This is a genomic window from Candidatus Vallotia laricis (assembly GCF_020541325.1).
GTDB classification, from domain to species: domain Bacteria; phylum Pseudomonadota; class Gammaproteobacteria; order Burkholderiales; family Burkholderiaceae; genus Mycetohabitans; species Mycetohabitans laricis.
This window is the reverse complement of record NZ_CP047399.1, coordinates 303,524-321,575: the sequence shown is the minus strand read 5'-3', so window position 1 is coordinate 321,575 and position 18,052 is coordinate 303,524. Positions and strand designations below refer to the sequence as shown.

Sequence of the window (18,052 nt, the reverse complement as noted above, 5' to 3'; positions counted from 1 at the left end):
ATAAATAATCTATACGTAGATTTACTCGCAGATCAATTGATCAAAAACTATCGTTTTCATATCCGTCGAATTGACTTGGAAGTTAGCACCTTATTATGTCCAACGTTTTATTTAAACCTGTATACTAGAGCTTCTCTAAGATTTTGTATCTTCCTATCTAGTCTAAAGCACAGACAATTACCACTATAATGCGCGAATGAGTATGTATAGTTACTAACTATACTGAATTAATATGTTATAATGCTAACGTGTTAACGTTGACCTTTTTAAGACGCTAGATTTGATTCAGTAAAATCTGGGCTCCTAGTTGCAAGCAACTATGCAAAGTCCGAGTGCTCGTAGTCGTTTATTGCTACTATGTATACGCTCTTTTTAAACATGCACAGTTCTCGAATCTAGCTTTCGGCACCATTACGCCTACCTGTGTAGATACCTGCTTGTGTAAACAAGCTCCCATATTACATGTTTGACCCATACCTGTGCGACCTGTTCCAATGCACACAGAAAATTCTGCAATTTAGATAGCTCTATATAAGAGTCAATAGCTAATGACACTTCACTGTTGCGTCTAGATATAAGTAGGGCTCGATTACCGCTGGAAGCCCGCTAGCATGCCTCCTCTAAATGCTTACCGAACTTAAAAATTTATCCCAGAATATCGATCTGCTTATTGAGATCAGCGACCGGAATCGTCAAGCTCATCTAGCTGTAAAAGAGCAGCTCGAAGATATACATCTACAACAAGACGCGCTTCGCGTACATCTCGAACAAGTGCAACGTGAGCGCGACATATTGTCGGAAAAAATTGTCAATACCCAAGTTCGGCTGCATTCAATTCTGGAAAAACTATCGCACATACAACTGTTAGATACTGTGCTCGACATAGATTCATCTCAAACTAATGACATACCAGCGATGATATCTAGAGATAGACCCCCAGGAGAGGGCGCATGACGACAAAAAAAATCGAAGTATCAATACTGGGACAATCATACCGACTTTCTACTTCACTCGAGAACGAGCCTTCGCTACGCGAAGCTGTTGAGCGCGTGGATAGAGAGATGCATTCGGTCCGATCCGTAAGCAACATTCGAGGCTATGACCGGATAGCGGTAATGGCCGCGCTATCGATTGCCTCTGAACTACTGCAATTGAATAAGATTATACAGCAAGGTGAAGAATGCTCGTCGAAGGAAATCCAGAATACAATAGCTCAAATGAATAATCGGCTCGCGGCTGTGATTCGTCAAAATGATTAATCGAAAGTTTAAATATATATCATATTAATATTTAATATGTAGCTTAACGCATAAAGTTATACAACCTCTATATTTTAGAATAATGAAATGCCGTAAAGTCTAGTCCCAGATCCCTGATACTAGCTAATACATATTAACGTAAGCTTCTTCATGTCTATTCCTTAGCTCCATATATTGCTATATAGCCTATTTTCTAGATCTGGGTGCATTATGTTATATGTGATAAAGTATTGTTACTACTGGAGCACTAATAAAATTTGGCGTCATTGGCTTAAGCATAATTCCATTCAAGTCATATATATAGATCAACAAAATTTTTTTCTGTGCTAGCTTTTGCTATTATCTACACTCTTGTCGCTATTTCTGGATAATACATGCGCTTATAATAGGTGATTATGGATATTGCTAGGAATGCTGCAAGCAAATACACTGCTTCAATAGATATCACGATGCTAGCTTGTAGCAAGGACTGTCTAATATTTTATATTAATAAATATCGTTAAATACTGCACATTCTAGTTAAGATCTTGACTAGCGATACTACGGGGTCCTGCACACTACATAAAAATAGACAAAATCTCGATGCATTTCAGGCTAGGGGTTAGTTACTACGTTCAAATAATAAACAACATTCCCACACTATATGAAATTAACCGGGCTATTAAGAATCTAGTAGTATACATACATTCAATGTGTTTTAGGAACAAAAAGTAATAGTCAGTGCCTCTAAAATCTTTAGAGATTATATTGACTAAATACGGATAGTAAATTGCTGATTGACATAATAAAACGATCGAATCGAGATGGGAGGAGTACTGAAAAGAGTGCTGAACTTAGGTATTGCGATACAAAAAACTGATTTTAAGTTCGTTTGGATTTTTTGAGAGCAAGCCCCATTTGATAGCTATCAGGACTAAGACCAAGAAGCATGATAACGACTCACATATCTACCATGATTAGACGATAGGCTAGTGCTGATAATTAGGCACTAGCAGGTAGGAGACCCTATCTATTGTCCAAGAATGTACTAGGCAGACGCTCATTTTTCTGATTAGATAAGATAAGAATTAAGAGACCGATAAAAATCATTGGCAAAGAAAGCCACTGTCCCATCGATAGATGAAAAGCAAGTAATCCAAGAAAATCGTCCGGCGCCCGAGCGAACTCGACTACAAAGCGCACTACCCCATAGCTAAGCAGAAAAACCGCTGAGACGGCACCAACCGGACGCGACTTGCGTGCGAAATTCCAAAGCAAGACAAATAATACACCGCCTTCTAGGAAGGCCTCGTAAAGCTGCGAGGGGTGACGTGGCAACATATGATAGTGCTGAAACACTTCTAGCAAGCTCCATTTCGTGGTTTCAAGGAGATGCGATCTAATCCATCCCAGATCTTCATTAATTGCTCCCTGAAATCCCATAGCCCATGGGACATTTGGAATTGTGACACGCCCCCACAACTCGCCATTAATAAAATTTCCGAGCCGACCTGCGGCTAATCCAGCCGGTACTATTGGCGCAATGAAATCAGTAACTTGAAGCCATATACGTTTGCGCTGGTGCGCGAACGTAATCATCGAAAACGTTACGCCTAAGAAACCACCATGGAACGACATTCCACCTTCCCAAATCTTTAAAATATTTACTGGATGAACAAAGTAAAAATCGGGCTTATAGAATAATACGTAGCCAAGTCGGCCGCCTACTATCGCCCCCAATATACCATTATATACCATATCGTTAATGTCATGTGCTTTCCAGCCCTGTTCCGCAACATGGGGCATGCGTAATCTCAAGCGGCCGAAAACAAGTGCCAAAATAAGTGCGATTAAGTACATCAGCCCATACCAGCGCACTGATAATACGCCGAGGTGAATCGCGATGGGGTCGAAATTTGGATGAATCAGCATAGTGGGAATACTAAATCAATTGATATCAGGAAATTAGCAGCGCGGCATAAAGTACTAGATATATGAATAGATATATAAAGTTCATGCGCCGCAAGTGCGCAGCGAAATTTCTAGCCACCATGCGCTTTCTTATGCGGATCTAATATGATTCCGACATTACTTATATTGAGATGACCCTCTAGCTCATTCGCAGCAGAGCTCTTGCATCTAGGGGAGCGCTGCATCTTTATAACAACTTATCATGTGTCGTAAACTGCGTATCGCACTTTGTAGTAAATTGTATCTACTAAGTTTCTACTTTATCGTATGCTATATCTAGCGACTAAGCTGGTTTTGAAGAAAACTAGTAATAGTAGTAATAGATAAAGAACTTTCTCGTAAGTAGCAGATCCAATAGTATGACTATATAGAAAGAGGAATTAGCAAGATCATAATTCTATAGTTTATTTGATACCCCCCCCTCTTTAGTTTGTTACTCCGTATTCACTAGTCATCTCTAGCCACTGGGGACTAATGCCCGAATTTCTGGATTCTAGATAGCTCAGTTCATATTCAGTGCTCGATAAGAAAGAACACCAGGCTTATGCATTAGCAGTGGGCGATCAGATCTAGATTCTACTTCTCAGCTAGTGGAGCTACACAACATAATTGCTATAAATCATGGGGCGGATGAGTATCTAAGAGTTTATAACTTTATTTTTTCAAAAATATATTGGACATTTAATTCGTACGGCCGCATTCTGTGATCCAAATTAATAGGAGCCTCCTTACTATGCCACACAACCGTCGTTCGCAAAATATCACTCAAGGTGTGGCCCGTGCGCCGAATCGCTCAATGTATTACGCACTCGGCTATAAAAAAGAGGACTTTGATAAGCCGATGATTGGCATTGCAAATGGTCACTCAACGATTACGCCATGCAACGCAGGATTGCAGCGGCTTACGGACGCAGCAGTCTCTGCTATTACGAGCACCGGCGCTAATGCACAGACGTTTGGGACGCCGACTATCTCAGATGGCATGTCGATGGGTACGGAGGGTATGAAATACTCGCTCGTGTCAAGAGAGGTGATCTCGGATTGTATTGAGACCTGTGTACAGGGGCAGTGGATGGATGGCGTAGTTGTTATCGGCGGCTGTGATAAAAATATGCCCGGTGGCATCATGGCTTTAGCTCGAATAAACGTTCCGGGCATCTATGTCTATGGCGGAACGATTCGGCCTGGTAACTGGAAGGGCAAGGATTTGACGATCGTGTCGTCGTTCGAGGCGGTTGGCGAATTTACGGCAGGACGCATGACTCAGGAAGACTTTGAGGGAATAGAGCGTAATGCGTGTCCTAGCACTGGTTCGTGCGGTGGCATGTATACTGCAAATACTATGAGCTCGTCGTTCGAGGCGCTTGGCATGTCGCTTCTGTACTCGTCGACAATGGCCAATCCAGATGATGAGAAAATTGCATCTGCCGGCGCTTCAGCGCGTGTGCTTATTCAAGCAGTGCAAAATGACTTGAAGCCACGTGACATTATCACGCGTCAATCGATTGAAAATGCGATATCGCTCATTATGGCAACTGGTGGCTCGACGAATGCAGTTCTACATTATCTAGCTATCGCGCGTGCCGCCGAGGTCCAGTGGTCAATTAATGATTTCGAGCGCATTCGAAAACGCGTTCCAGTAATCTGCAATCTTAAGCCATCTGGGCAATACGTAGCCACTGACCTACATCAGGCCGGCGGTATTCCACAGGTTCTGAAGATTCTGCTAGAAGCAGATTTACTACACGGCGGCTGCCTTACAATTACTGGTAAAACAATTTCAGAGGAACTAAGAAACGTACCGGGACAACCTCGTAACGACCAGCAGGTAATTTTCCCGATTAATAAAGCGCTATACAGCGAGGGGCACCTAGCGATCCTTAAAGGTAATTTAGCCGAGTCTGGTGCGGTCGCGAAGATCACTGGCCTTAAAAACCCTACTATTACAGGCCCAGCCCGTATATTCTCTAACGAGCAGAGTGCGCTTAAGGCAATTTTGTCGGATCAGATAAAAGCTGGTGATATTATAGTGCTGCGCTATTTAGGTCCTAAAGGTGGGCCTGGTATGCCCGAAATGCTTGCGCCAACTTCCGCCCTTATCGGCAAGGGGCTTGGTGAATCGGTCGGACTTGTTACTGATGGACGTTTCTCTGGTGGCACTTGGGGTATGGTAGTTGGGCATGTGTCGCCGGAGGCCTTCGTAGGTGGCACAATTGCTCTGGTGCAAGAAGGAGATTTGATTACTATTGATGCATATAAGCTGCTACTTCAATTAAACGTTGACGCAACCGAACTTGCACGCCGCCGTACCGCATGGGTCCAACCCAAGCCTCGCTACACCCGGGGTGTTCTTGCAAAGTATGCTGAACTCGCAAGTCCCGCTGACAAAGGAGCAACCACCGACTGGATCGATAAAGATGTCCTAGATATCTATGTGCCAAAATCTGTATAGGGCTATATTGCTAACTAAAATCACCCATGTATCTGATCACTACTTAGATGCTTGAGTTCAACCGCGGTGTGAGATCATTAATATCTAACATAGACAGTTAAGTAACATACTAACGCAATCCATAGTATACGGATAACTATAATGAAAGAAGTAGCTATACTTCTGTCTCGATCCGAATATTAGGGAAACCCTAGATGTCTTCTTAGAACAAATTCATATATTTCTATTGTTGGGTACCAACGATCCCACCGCTCTATAGCATAAGCTATGATTATAATCTTTGATGTATAGATCACACTACTCAATTTTATTGTATATAATAGTTATTAAGTGGCCGATAAATACTCTTTCGCTGCATTACTCATGATTTTAATATTGTTCTTGTCACTGCGCTGAGGCCAACTTATGTTGGTGCCAACTATGATTAAACTTAATTATCAATTCAAGTTTTGATGCCATACTAGCGGCTGTTACTCGCCCCGTTTATACGTGTTTAACGCATATCCTTGGTCCTGATAGAAACGGTATCGATTTCGTGCAGCTGCAAGCTCATGCTTGTCATTGCTGATAATTTCAATTAGCCGCTGGAAACGTGCAAATTGCTTCGGCACCTTGCTACCTAGGTTCAACATGATTGGGTAGAATGGCGCCTGATCTAAGTCAGTAGTTAGTATTACTGGTGTATCGTCAGTTAGCGGTGAGCCTGCCATACAGTGTGGGATAAAGTCCAGCGGGGAAAATATCCATAGTTGCCTATCAAAAGCGCGTAGCACAGCAGGCTCACCAAGCACTATAAGCTGGTGCGTGGCCCGATAAGCCTTGCGCACTAGTCGGCATGCATAACCCAGGGGATCTTCGAGGTGAGCGTGAAAATCCACACGGATCATTGATAACCAGAGCCCCCGCTGATTTATAGATGTGGTTAAGTGTGTTCCGGTAGACATTGCTTCGCGTTATTCATTAGAAATTGCGTAAGCAACGGTACGGGGCGTCCAGTTGCGCCTTTTTCGGAACCACTTTTCCATGCGGTTCCAGCAATATCTAGATGTGCCCACGGATAAGCCTGTGCGAAGCGTGAGAGAAAGCAAGCGGCTGTCACGCTTCCAGCTGAACGCCCACCAATGTTAGCCATATCTGCGAAATTTGACTTTAATTGCTCCTGATATTCCTCCTCTAGAGGTAGTCTCCAGGCTGGATCAGATGCATAGAGACCAGCGTCAAGTAACATGTTAGCTAATGCATCATCTTTCGAGAATAATCCGCTATTATAGTGTCCTAGGGCGGTCACACAAGCACCTGTCAGCGTCGCAATGTCGATTACAGCGACTGGTTTAAAACGCTCTGCATACGTCAATGCATCGCATAGAACTAGTCGTCCTTCTGCATCAGTGTTCAAAATTTCAATCGTCTGTCCAGATAAGCTCGTTACAATATCTCCGGGCTTATTCGCATTGCCGTTCGGCATATTCTCACAAGTTGGTATTAGTCCTACGACATTAAGCTTTAAGTTTATTTCGGCAATCGCCCGGAACGTTCCAAGCACAGAAGCAGCACCGCACATATCGTACTTCATCTCGTCCATGCTATCACCGGGTTTAATCGAGATGCCACCAGAATCGAATGTAATGCCCTTTCCGATGAGTACGACAGGTGCTTGTTTGGTATTTGTACCTTGGTGCTCTATTATAATAAATTTTGGTGACTGTACCGAACCCTTGGCAACCGACAAAAACGAGTCCATCTTTAATATCTCAATTTGCTTTTGCTCAAGTACCTGGACTTTTAGCTGCCAGTCATTTGCTAGTTGCTTCGCAATACCGGCTAGGTACGTTGGCGTGCAAATATTACTAGGTAGGTTACCCAGCTCACGGGTTAAATCTATACCATTGGCAATTGCAACACTCTCATCTAATGCCTGGCGCAGTGCTTTTTTATGTTCGGTATGTTCGGAGTCTATAACTATAGCTACTGTCTTTAGTGTGCCGTCATTAGATGAATCAGATGCCACTTTAGACTTAGTGTGTATATACCTGTAGGTGAGTTCACGAAGTGTTAACACGCTCATACGCACGCCCCAGATAGCGTCACAATTGTTGACGGCCACCTGTGTAAGCATCCATGCAACACTAGCTGCACGCGTAGCTAATACGGCACGCCATGCTGTACGAGACACATCGATAAATATCTTCGGACTTAGAACAACCTGATTTCCCAAGCTTACTAGCAAGACGCGGGGCGTACTAATACCCACTACTTCATGTAGCATTATGGTCGAGCCGGCTTTGGAGTTTAAGTCGCCACTCTTAATTAGACGACTAATGAGTCCCTGGGTAGCCGCATCTATTGTTTGTGCGATACCGGACAACGTTTGCGCATGGAATACGCCGACTACGATGCAATCCGCTTTTATATTAAGCAGAGTGCTACCCGTGGCTTTGTTCCAATCATAGGATTCTATGATAAAGTCCATTATTGTTTTTCCTAATTTAGAGTATTGGGCTACTGCTCAAAACAAATTATAATTATCCGCCATTTCTTCTACTGAAGCACTGCTATCGTTAGATGTTCCGATTTAATAAGCCAACTACGTATGGTCATCCACGTAGAAAACCCACGTTAATAGTCTATAAGTAGAGGTACCCGCAGTGTAAGTCCGTATGCGAAATCGAATATTCAAGATGATCTTTAAGCGCTATTTGCAACGTGAATTCGCTTATATGGACGCCACATTTTCTTGTGCTGCCTACTCTTGCACTAACGACGATAATGATCCGCATCGTTGGTTTTGCTACCCCGGGCGCAATTGATCCTAGAGACGTTGTTACTCTCATTGGCTTGACGATGATCAGATATATTGCAGTAATGCTGATTTCGTCTTTTTTCTGATCGATCTTGTTTAGCTTTTATATAGCATAAGCCTAACCCAGTTAATTTAATTAAATGTAATGTTTGCTTTGCCGATTGTCATGCTAATTGCTTTTTGGCATTCGCTGGTTGGCCATAGGAAATAGGCAAATCAATCCGATTCGAGACCGCTCCAGCAAGCGATAAGATATTCTTACTAACTCTAGGTCAGTTTCATGAATCTACATCGAAGCATCGGGTGTTCTTTATTGAAAAGGTGCACCACAATTAAAAAAGAATTGAAAATATGTTCGTGACAAATAAGGAAAATAGTAAATTCAATGTAATTATATTAAGACTAGATATACAGAGACTCACTCGTATGGCAACCGCTTCGTTGTTCAAAAAAGAACGGCGATCGATGGAAAACCGGGTTAGGTCGATTTTCGAATTCTAGTTATAGTGTAAAATCTAGAATACACAACTAGTAAGTCAGCTAAAAATATTAGTTTACCCACGGCTACGCTGCTACGTGAGCAAAGCAATAATAATCTAGCTGAATTCATATGGTGAGCCAGCTTATGGTTAACTGTGATAAATTTGATGCTACTAGCAATTCCGGTCGCGTATTAGAACCCATGGCATGACTGCATGATGAATCTAGTACTTGCGGTGTTTATATACACAACGTATCTGAATCTAATACATTTAGTTCCAGCCTGGGTCAAACAAGGCATAATTAAGTATGTTTAGTTACTAGGACTATATTTGATTATGTGGGCTGTTGTTGGCGTTCTAGTTACGTATGTGTAACTATCTACCGCTGCAGAGTTTATTTATGCGAATTAGCTCTGAAAGCTAACTAACACCTCTCTATGAGAGGCACTTCGCCAAGAAAATCTACCTGACGATTTATTTTGTTCTATTTGCCTTGCAGTGGTTATTTTTCTTTTTTTGACTTAATCAATAAACTGCACTTTATTAAACGCAGCAACTAAGTTCTTATCTGCTATCTTGCGAGTTGTGCCTCAAATACCGTCGCTGTTTTACGATGTAATTACTATCCCCGCTCTAATCGGCGCAGTCTATATATTTACACAGATGTCTGCTAGCTCCGAGTTCACAATTTTCATGTCTTAGATTGTCCGCACCTTACGTGCTTGCATCGATAGTAAAGATTGGTTAGACCAAGGATTGGTTAGACCAAGGATTGGTTAGACCAAGGATTGGTTAGACCAAGGATTGGTTAGACCAAGGATTGGTTAGACCAAGGATTGGTTAGACCAAGGATTGGTTAGACCAAGGATTGGTTAGACGATGATTATATTGATTTTTTTGGAAAAATTGTTAGTCTCTGCGCCAGAAAATTATCTGAAGATATTCACCTGTGGGCGCTAGGATCCCCAATATTAAGGCGGCTTCCAATCAGGCGTATGAGTAGGGATATAATGTCGTACATTGGAATAATCGCACAAGTCATACGTTTCGTAAACTTGTGGAAGTTAAAGTCAGACGCAACTATTGTAAACGTGCGAATCTTCGATTAGATTTACAGTTCCGTCTTGCTAGCGTACGGAATAACTGACAGCCAGATTTACATGCGACTAAGCTAGTGTCTTTTAGGGCATACTGAACTTCAGTTATGTGAACTTACACTGATTGATACAACAGACTTGCATGCTATAATTTCGCATGCAAGTCTGAAAAAATCTTTATACTTGCCAAGTATATTAAATTACGACATGCTTATGTTCTAATTGCTAAAAAAAGTTTGTATGCTACTTAAGGTACGTATTTTCTTATAGTCAATAAGTGTAAGATGCATCACAAACTGTCTTTCTATTTTGCCCGGATGGTGAAACTGGTAGACGCAGGGGACTCAAGCATAATTTGAGCCCTTCAAGAGAAATCCTGAAGGTGAAACCCGTCAAACTCGGTAAAAGCCCTGAATGCATGCAATTTCGAGCTAATGCCGATCCAAGCTGTAGCGCTCAAGCGCTACAGAAGGTGTAGAGAGCAGACGGCGGGCACCTAAAGCAAAAGCCAGGGTGAAGGCGTGCTCCAGACCACGAACGCCTACTCTAGGAGTAGCGGCGGCGAAAGTCGAAGTGGGAAGAAAATCCTCCGCCGAGAGGCGTGCCGGTTCGATTCCGGCTCCGGGCACCAATAGATATTTGGCAACAGCAGTACACATATGAGATCTAATTATTAACTAATTACTTCCTCTATCATAAGACCACCTAAAACAGTAGGCACCTTGATAACTATACATACTAATACAGTAGACATATCTTGTATTATACATTATACTTCCGTATAAACGTCCGCAAAGGGTGCAAAGGGTTATTGTTTCTACAGTGAGTTAAATCTAAAATAGAAATACACTTAAATTATTATGCCTCAGGTATTTTCAAGCAAACCTTAACGGTCACAATTCGTGGCCCAACTCGTTCGTTGACAGTGATTAGGCATGCTCCAAAGTCTACGATTTGCCCTTGTTTAGGGAGTTCACCTAGCTTATCTAAAATCATACCACCCACCGACTCAGCCGATTGTTCACCAAAATCTATACCCAGCAAGTGCTCAAGCGAAACAATTGATAGACTGCCACGACCGATTACGCTACCATCTGGCTGTCTTTGCCATTCAACGTCAGTAGTACGAGTATCGTCTTGGATCTGGCCAACTAACGCTGCAAGCAAATCTGGTAACGTAACAAAACCAACTGGCTTCAGTCCGGGACGTCCGATTACCGAAAAGTGAGGAGAACCTGAGCGAAATCGCTGCAACAGTTCAGGTGCGGGCATCTCTGGTAACACTTTCAGTACAGGACGCGCGAGTGCGCGCAAATCGTTTGTTATATGTCCCTTAAGACGACAGAATAGTAAATCTTTTATATCAACCATACCAAGTATCTCATCACCGCTTTCATCAAATATCGGATATCGGCTGTAGCGGCTTGTAGCTGCCAATTCTAAATTTTTGTCAAACGACCAATTTATATTAAGACTTATTGCTTCACGCAGCGGACGCATTAGATCTGATGCAGTTAGCTCGCTAAACTCCAGTGAGTGAGATAGCGTATTTAGCTCGTCGCTCGAGAACTGCCGATGGCACCGGCTTGCGCGTACAATTAGTTTTAATTCGTCACGACCATATGGAGCCTCACCAGCACTCCCGCCATTTAATAAGCCGAACCACGCAAGTATAAGATTCGAGCTGTCATTCAGCAGTGCAATAGCCGGATACATAATCCAGTAGAATAAGTATAGTGGCACAGCAGTCAGCAAGCTAGCCCGCTCCGGCATCCGGATGGCGAGCGATTTAGGCGCCAGCTCACCTGCAACAATATGCAGAAATGAAATAATTAGAAATGCCACCGCTAGAGCGATTGCATCTGCAAGCGGAGGCATGATATGCAACCTGTTGAATAACAAAGCTAGAAAATGGGCAAATGCTGGTTCTCCTAACCAGCCTAAGCCAAGCGATGCAAGGGTAATACCGAGTTGGCAGGCTGATAGATAAGCCTCCAGATTAGCGTGAACACGAGATAAGACTCGTCCCCGCCAGCCATATTGGCGAGAAATAGCTGCGACTCGAGTGCCACGGAGCTTAACTAGTGAGAATTCCGCGGAAACAAAAAAACCATTTAAAAGTATCAAAAGCAGGACAGCAGCAAATGTTAGAAATGTCTGCATCAGAAAATTGATCTAGTTCTCATAGATATGTGAGAACTAGATGATATCGTATGTTGGCATAGTACTTATATCCGCTGTATTAGTAGATAATTACGATTTCTCGAGCGTACATGTAAGCCTAACAGGATAGAAACTCTAGCTCAGATATAATAACAAGCAGTTTATACCGATCCAACATACCGAGGGTATTGTTAGAATGACCGAGGTATAGTTCTCAAAAGCATTCTTTTTATGATAAGACCTCAGATCTTAGGGGAAATTTAGAACGATAGGCATCTGAGACGCACTCGCGATTAATAAACATACTTCGGCAAATGACGTCTTAAAAAGACTATATGATTGTTCTACATAAACAGCGCATGTTAGCTGTATAAATACAAGAACCTATTCTGTTTTACATAAATTACCTGGGTTATGAGTACCTGCATGCACCGTAGCAGTATTTAGACTATATAGCTTTCCCTACTGGATCGATACCAAATTAACGTGTAATATTAGCATTCTATAAATATGACTAGCCTGCATTGCTATTCGCTGACGATGTCTGGCTTATATCCGACTAGCACAAGCATATTATGCGTTATGCGAGCCTAAGAAAATGGTATAGGCCTGGAAATAATTTCTGACTTTTGTTGCCCGCGTCAGAGATTATTTATTGCCTCAGCGCTTGAATCAAAGCGCGAGTAGTAACTCGAAACCGCAGAACCAGAGGCCTTATAATCGGGTGCGACGATAAGCATAACCGATCTCCTCAATAGCAATAAAGCTGTATCAGCCACATAAGCGAAAGCCCAGGAAAGCAGCCTGTATAGTAAGAGCGTAATTCTGAATTTATATATTTATATTAACAAATAAAAGCCCTGCTGAGATTTCTTTAGGAGGTTATTGTGATAATTGTCGACACCAATACAATTGCATTCGTACAATTGAGTATTATTACTAGCTTTTTATCTGAAATAAATACCACCATAAACAAGACGCGACGATAAATACTTAAATAAATACCACCATAAACAAGACGCGACGATAAATACTTAAGAGATTTTGAGTGATTCCGTTTTAAGCGGAGAGCCTTCAACTCTCAATAGTTCAAGTTGTCTGCAAGACTATCTTGCTAAAGCCACTTAGCTACTTATCGAAATGCGCTACATAATAATGTAAGCATATCGTGGCCTGCTCTAGAGGGGTCTCGGTATCTCACTAAGCACATAGGTAATTGCATTGAAAATACTTATCTAGCTAATAGCAGTAGAATGAGCTAGATAAAAACTCTTTTTTGGCAACTGAAAATAGTTCTAGTTAAAACTAGTTTAACTATTCAAGCTGTTCGATGGAATATTTTTAGGCACCCCTAAGAATTGATCGCCAGTCCACCCGATAGCTATTTAATAACTATACAATATGATTAGCGCACGGCTTACTATTTTAGTTTGGTACAATGCACTAGATAATTATATATATCTTATAACTGGGATAGTGCGCCACTACTTTGGTATGTACTTTCTAAGATTAGCCAACAGTTATTAAGCATAATATAGTGGACTAACTGAGTAGACACTTTTATTGTGACTCGATGCAACTATGACATTTAAAGTCACGCTCCGACAGAGCAGACAGCAATTTCAAGTAGAAACTAAAAACTGTTTCTAGCTACTACACTGCGTCAGGGTATAGATATACTATATGGCTGCAAGAATGGTAATGCGGCTATGTAAAACCAAGTAGTAAGCGGCAGTATAGATTAGCGTCGTCACATACTATCGTATTGATTCTATCTATACGATAGTATGTGTGTCAATACACTACCCTTAGATCTTTAAAATCTAAAGTCCCGCAGATTATATTAAATAGTGCAATATAATGTTATTAGTATGTGTATTTCGCAATTAGGCTTGTTGCATTAGCTGCTGAGGCAATGGAAAGGAAATATTTTCCTGGATACCATCTAGTGTCCGGACATAGTAAGCACCTAATTGTCGTAATCTCTTAACGATAGCCTGTGCTAGAATCTCAGGTGCCGAAGCGCTAGCCGTTACTCCAACGTGTTTCTTTCCACCCAACCAAATAGGGTCTATTTGCTCTGGTGCATCTATCATATAAGTTTCTACTCTATGTCTTTTCGCCATCTCGTATAGACGATTCGCGTTAGAACTATTCGGACTGCCAACAACGATCATAATGTCGCACTGTGGCGCCATAAATTTTACGGCATTCTGCCGATTCTGGGTTGCGTAGCAGATGTCTGGCTTCTTCGGTTCGCGAATGGTAGGAAAGCGAGATTTCAGAGCGCTGACCACATCTACTATATCATCCATAGATAATGTGGTTTGTGTCACGTATCCAAGTCGATTAGGATTAGCGATCTTTAGCATTGCAACTTCTGACGAAGTCTCGACTAGATGCATACCCACACTGGCCTGCCCCATCGTACCATGCACCTCTGGGTGGCCTCGATGCCCGACTATTACGACCTCAAAACCTTCTGTACAAAACTTATTCACCTCCATATGTACCTTAGTAACTAATGGACAAGTAGCATCAAAAACCCGTAATCCTCTGTTAAAAGCTTTAGCGCGTATCGTTTTTGGTACCCCATGGGCGCTAAATATTAGCGTTGCACCATCTGGGACATCATCTATTGATTCAATAAATATAACGCCCTTACGACGCAGTTCGTTTAGAACGTAGACATTATGCACAATCTCATGATATACATAGACCTGCGAACCGAATAGTGTTAATACACGCTCAACAATCTCGATTGCTCGATTAACCCCTGCACAGAATCCACTTGGTTGTGCCAACAATATTTCGTTTTGGTATTTAATTGGTATATTCATAGTACTTGTTTCTAAAAATCTGATTACTAGAATAGCAATATTTAAATCTAAAATTTTAGGATAATAGAGAGCTTGTGGATATACTATAAGCGGTATAAGATTTTTATAAACTACTCCCAAACACTCTAATCATATCTAATGTATATAGAAAAACTATATTGTGATTCGTTATAGCACCCCTGGCTCATATCAAGGAGAAATTGTCAATCATGCGCTAACTAACTCGAATAATCACTAATCTAGAGGCGTCTTTTTCTGTTAGACTAGAACCTCTTTTAATTTATCTAAATTTTAAGCGTACCTGGGATGGTTTAATGACACGTCAATGTCAAGTCACTAAGAAATTGCCTATGGTTGGCAATAATGTTTCTCACGCAAACAACAGAACTAAGCGTCGTTTCCTCCCGAACTTGCAAAATCGCCGGTTCTGGGTAGACAGCAAAAATCAATGGGTACGGCTACGCGTTTCTAACTCTGGTCTGCGACTTATCGATAAGAGTGGCATCGACACTGTGCTTGCATCTCTGCGTTCTTAGTATAGCTTAAGAAAAAGGAGCTGCAATATGGCTAAAAGCGGTCGTGATAAAATCAAGCTAGAATCAACACTTGGAACAGGTCATTTCTACACCACAACAAAAAATAAACGCACGATGCCCGAGAAAATAGTAATTATAAAGTTCGATCCACGTGCACGCAAACACGTAGAATATAAAGAAACAAAGATTAAGTAACATCCTAATAGGATCCATTACTTTGAACTTGAGTTCGTTTCTTAAATTATATAAGGTATTTTTCTATCTGATGACTGTTATTCCTGAATTAGGACCACTTTAATAATGCTTGCGCCGCTTAAAAGTAGAAGCTATGTTAGATATAAAAATCTAGTGATAGTGGTTTGTTTAATACAAGCTAGTTTATGCGAATCTGTGTCTAGATTCGCATAAACTAGCTAATACCAAAACTTATTATTTACTGCGTCAATCAATAATAAGTCTTACTTATATAAACTTATTCCTTATTCTTTAATCTTTGTTAAATAGATTCGTGCTTGGAACTGCCATATAACTAACTTAGAATTTAGCAATATTATTGCTACCCCCCAAAAAATTTGACTATAAATCAGGATTAGTTTCTATATCTAGATGAATCATTTTTATGATTCTATAAAGATTATTAATCTAATCACTTATTCTATTTTAGAATAACTAGTTATTGCACAATTATATATCGCATACTTTTATAAATCTGATACCTAATTATAGTACTCTAGTGCTTTAATCACAGTACTGCATAGTACATAATGCTTTATATTGCTTCTTTAGTTCAGGCTAATGTCTTTAAGAGACTATACTTCTCCCGAATTTAGATAAACTTTAGTAAAGTTATATATGCTATACATACAGGTAATTTGATTTACGCATTCCTTAATCTTTATAAGCTTCATTTAATGAAGATAAACGAATTGACTATTGCGACAGAAAATAAATATCTTTAATACTTGAAGCGTAGATTACGTAATCAATAAATCTAATTATTTTCTAACTATGTAACTACGAATAAAGAATAGCACAGGCTATTCTAGTTGCACACTACTTTAACGTGATCTATTACGATACTAGCACTCATCCACTACCCCGAAGAGCTAATGCCTTTGCATATATAAAATATATACTACATAAAACGTCTATATATAAGACGAAACCCCTAAATGCAAAACGCATAAGCCTACTTCTACCTATATTATGTATAACGACAGAGATGGTACGAAAACTCTCGTAATGCATAAATACCACTTTGCTCCGCCCGATAGCACCAATTCTGTAAGTGCGATAGCAACTGATCTCGTGAAGCGTGCGATCGATCCCATATTTGAACGAGTTCGATTCGTAATTGATAGTAAGTCTGCAGGCTTTGGCTGCTAGAGAAAATCTGTATTAATTGTTGTTTCTGTGGTTCATTGAGACCCGCTTCATCTTTATGGATCCATTTATGCGCGCCTTTAATTAGCGCGTATTTTTCGTGTGCATTAAGCTTTTTTAATTGCGCTAACTCTTGTCGATATACTTGGTTAATCGTCTTCGCATAGCGCGCCATCACTTCATATCGATTAGCAAGTATAGCATGTAATGTATCGAAGTCTGGTGCGGATTTACGCCGTGCTAGGGTTAGTATTGGCGCAATTCTTTTTACTTTCGCGAGCCGGCATGCGGTCATAATTTTGATATACATCCAGCCAATATCGAATTCATACCACTTATTTGAAAGTTTGGCTGATGTCGCATAGGTATGGTGATTATTATGCAATTCCTCGCCGCCAATTAAAATGCCTAATGGAAATAAATTTGTGCTCGCATCTAGACAGTTAAAATTTCGATAGCCCCAGAAATGACCTAAGCCATTTACCACACCAGCGGCCCAGAACGGAATCCATAGCATCTGAATAGCCCACACCGAAATCCCAACAATACCAAATAAAGATAGGTTTATTAACGCCATAATTATTATGCCAAGTAATACATGCTTCGCGTAAACATAACGCTCAAGCCAGTCGGTTGGCGTACCCTGTCCATACTTTTTTAATGTTTGCTTATTCTTCGCCTCAATACGGTATAGTTCAGCACCCTCCAGAAGTACTTTCCATATCCCACGTGTCTGAGGACTATGCGGATCCTCATCAGTCTCGCATTTTGCATGATGCTTACGATGGATCGCCGTCCATTGTCCGGTAACCATACCTGTGGTTAGCCATAACCACAATCGAAAAAAATGACTTGCAATTGGATGTAGATCTAATGCGCGGTGCGCTTGATGCCGATGTAGATAGACAGTCACACCAATAATAGTGATGTGTGTCATCACGAGCGTATAGAGGATAATTTTCCACCAAGACCAGCCTAGTAAGCCATGGGCAACAAAATCAAGCATATAATTCACAAATTATACCTGAATATAAAACAAATTTTATACAAAGATATTTATAGTAAGGGTATAACTATAGTTGCTGTTTGG

12 protein-coding genes are annotated in these 18,052 nt (G+C 41.0%); 6 read left to right on the top strand and 6 right to left on the bottom strand.

The window, feature by feature from the left end; genetic code table 11:
- The first annotated feature begins 624 nt into the window (after positions 1–624).
- Positions 625–954 carry an ATPase gene (locus tag GKR41_RS01340; protein WP_226810080.1) on the top strand — a complete coding sequence of 110 codons (330 nt, stop codon included), beginning with the start codon at positions 625–627 and terminating at the stop codon, positions 952–954.
- Positions 951–1,259 (top strand): cell division protein ZapA, encoded by a 309-nt coding sequence (locus GKR41_RS01335; RefSeq protein ID WP_226810079.1) that lies wholly within the window; start codon positions 951–953, stop codon positions 1,257–1,259. Before GKR41_RS01340 ends, GKR41_RS01335 begins: the two co-directional genes overlap by 4 nt.
- A gap of 1,005 nt (positions 1,260–2,264) precedes the next feature.
- Here GKR41_RS01335 and lgt read toward each other — a convergent pair.
- A complete protein-coding gene (lgt, locus tag GKR41_RS01330; RefSeq protein ID WP_226810078.1) occupies positions 2,265–3,170 on the bottom strand; it encodes a prolipoprotein diacylglyceryl transferase in 906 nt (301 codons plus the stop codon).
- Between the two features lie 772 nt (positions 3,171–3,942).
- On the opposite strand from lgt, the gene ilvD reads away from it, so the two are divergent.
- Positions 3,943–5,661: a dihydroxy-acid dehydratase gene (ilvD, locus tag GKR41_RS01325; protein WP_226810077.1), complete on the top strand. Its 1,719-nt coding sequence runs from the start codon at positions 3,943–3,945 to the stop codon at positions 5,659–5,661.
- Between the two features lie 470 nt (positions 5,662–6,131).
- Here the strand turns inward: ilvD and GKR41_RS01320 are convergent, their stop codons facing one another.
- Complete coding sequence (locus GKR41_RS01320) at positions 6,132–6,548, bottom strand: DNA polymerase III subunit chi (RefSeq protein ID WP_226810214.1); 417 nt, start codon at positions 6,546–6,548, stop codon at positions 6,132–6,134.
- A 35-nt stretch (positions 6,549–6,583) separates the two neighbouring features.
- On the bottom strand, positions 6,584–8,131 hold the full coding sequence (locus tag GKR41_RS01315; protein WP_226810076.1) for a leucyl aminopeptidase: 1,548 nt from the start codon (positions 8,129–8,131) through the stop codon (positions 6,584–6,586).
- A gap of 233 nt (positions 8,132–8,364) precedes the next feature.
- Between GKR41_RS01315 and GKR41_RS01310 the strand changes: the two genes are divergently transcribed.
- Entirely contained in the window at positions 8,365–8,547 is a 183-nt protein-coding gene (locus tag GKR41_RS01310; RefSeq protein WP_226810075.1) for a hypothetical protein, read from the top strand.
- Between the two features lie 2,351 nt (positions 8,548–10,898).
- On the opposite strand, the gene GKR41_RS01305 is transcribed toward GKR41_RS01310, so the two are convergent.
- Positions 10,899–12,203: a hemolysin family protein gene (locus tag GKR41_RS01305; protein WP_226810074.1), complete on the bottom strand. Its 1,305-nt coding sequence runs from the start codon at positions 12,201–12,203 to the stop codon at positions 10,899–10,901.
- Between the two features lie 1,886 nt (positions 12,204–14,089).
- Positions 14,090–15,043 carry a 4-hydroxy-3-methylbut-2-enyl diphosphate reductase gene (gene ispH, locus GKR41_RS01300; RefSeq protein ID WP_226810073.1) on the bottom strand — a complete coding sequence of 318 codons (954 nt, stop codon included), beginning with the start codon at positions 15,041–15,043 and terminating at the stop codon, positions 14,090–14,092.
- A 314-nt stretch (positions 15,044–15,357) separates the two neighbouring features.
- Here ispH and rpmB point away from each other — a divergent pair, with 314 nt between their 5' ends.
- Both rpmB and rpmG read left to right on the top strand, forming a co-directional pair.
- Positions 15,358–15,579, top strand: coding sequence for a 50S ribosomal protein L28 (rpmB, locus tag GKR41_RS01295; protein ID WP_226810072.1), 222 nt, complete (start codon positions 15,358–15,360; stop codon positions 15,577–15,579).
- Between the two features lie 27 nt (positions 15,580–15,606).
- Positions 15,607–15,774, top strand: coding sequence for a 50S ribosomal protein L33 (gene rpmG, locus GKR41_RS01290; protein ID WP_226810071.1), 168 nt, complete (start codon positions 15,607–15,609; stop codon positions 15,772–15,774).
- A 1,009-nt stretch (positions 15,775–16,783) separates the two neighbouring features.
- On the opposite strand, the gene GKR41_RS01285 is transcribed toward rpmG, so the two are convergent.
- Positions 16,784–17,968, bottom strand: coding sequence for a DesA family fatty acid desaturase (locus GKR41_RS01285; protein ID WP_226810213.1), 1,185 nt, complete (start codon positions 17,966–17,968; stop codon positions 16,784–16,786).
- Between the last annotated feature and the right edge of the window lie 84 nt (positions 17,969–18,052).

Bases quoted from the DNA above. Each gene is read 5' to 3' on its own strand.
- GKR41_RS01305 (WP_226810074.1), bottom strand. From the start codon at position 12,203: ATGCAGACATTTCTAACATTTGCTGCTGTCCTGCTTTTGATACTTTTA.
- GKR41_RS01335 (WP_226810079.1), top strand. From the start codon at position 951: ATGACGACAAAAAAAATCGAAGTATCAATACTGGGACAATCATACCGA.
- GKR41_RS01285 (WP_226810213.1), bottom strand. From the start codon at position 17,968: ATGCTTGATTTTGTTGCCCATGGCTTACTAGGCTGGTCTTGGTGGAAA.
- GKR41_RS01320 (WP_226810214.1), bottom strand. From the start codon at position 6,548: ATGATCCGTGTGGATTTTCACGCTCACCTCGAAGATCCCCTGGGTTAT.
- rpmB (WP_226810072.1), top strand. From the start codon at position 15,358: ATGACACGTCAATGTCAAGTCACTAAGAAATTGCCTATGGTTGGCAAT.
- rpmG (WP_226810071.1), top strand. From the start codon at position 15,607: ATGGCTAAAAGCGGTCGTGATAAAATCAAGCTAGAATCAACACTTGGA.
- lgt (WP_226810078.1), bottom strand. From the start codon at position 3,170: ATGCTGATTCATCCAAATTTCGACCCCATCGCGATTCACCTCGGCGTA.
- ilvD (WP_226810077.1), top strand. From the start codon at position 3,943: ATGCCACACAACCGTCGTTCGCAAAATATCACTCAAGGTGTGGCCCGT.
- GKR41_RS01340 (WP_226810080.1), top strand. From the start codon at position 625: ATGCTTACCGAACTTAAAAATTTATCCCAGAATATCGATCTGCTTATT.
- GKR41_RS01315 (WP_226810076.1), bottom strand. From the start codon at position 8,131: ATGGACTTTATCATAGAATCCTATGATTGGAACAAAGCCACGGGTAGC.
- ispH (WP_226810073.1), bottom strand. From the start codon at position 15,043: ATGAATATACCAATTAAATACCAAAACGAAATATTGTTGGCACAACCA.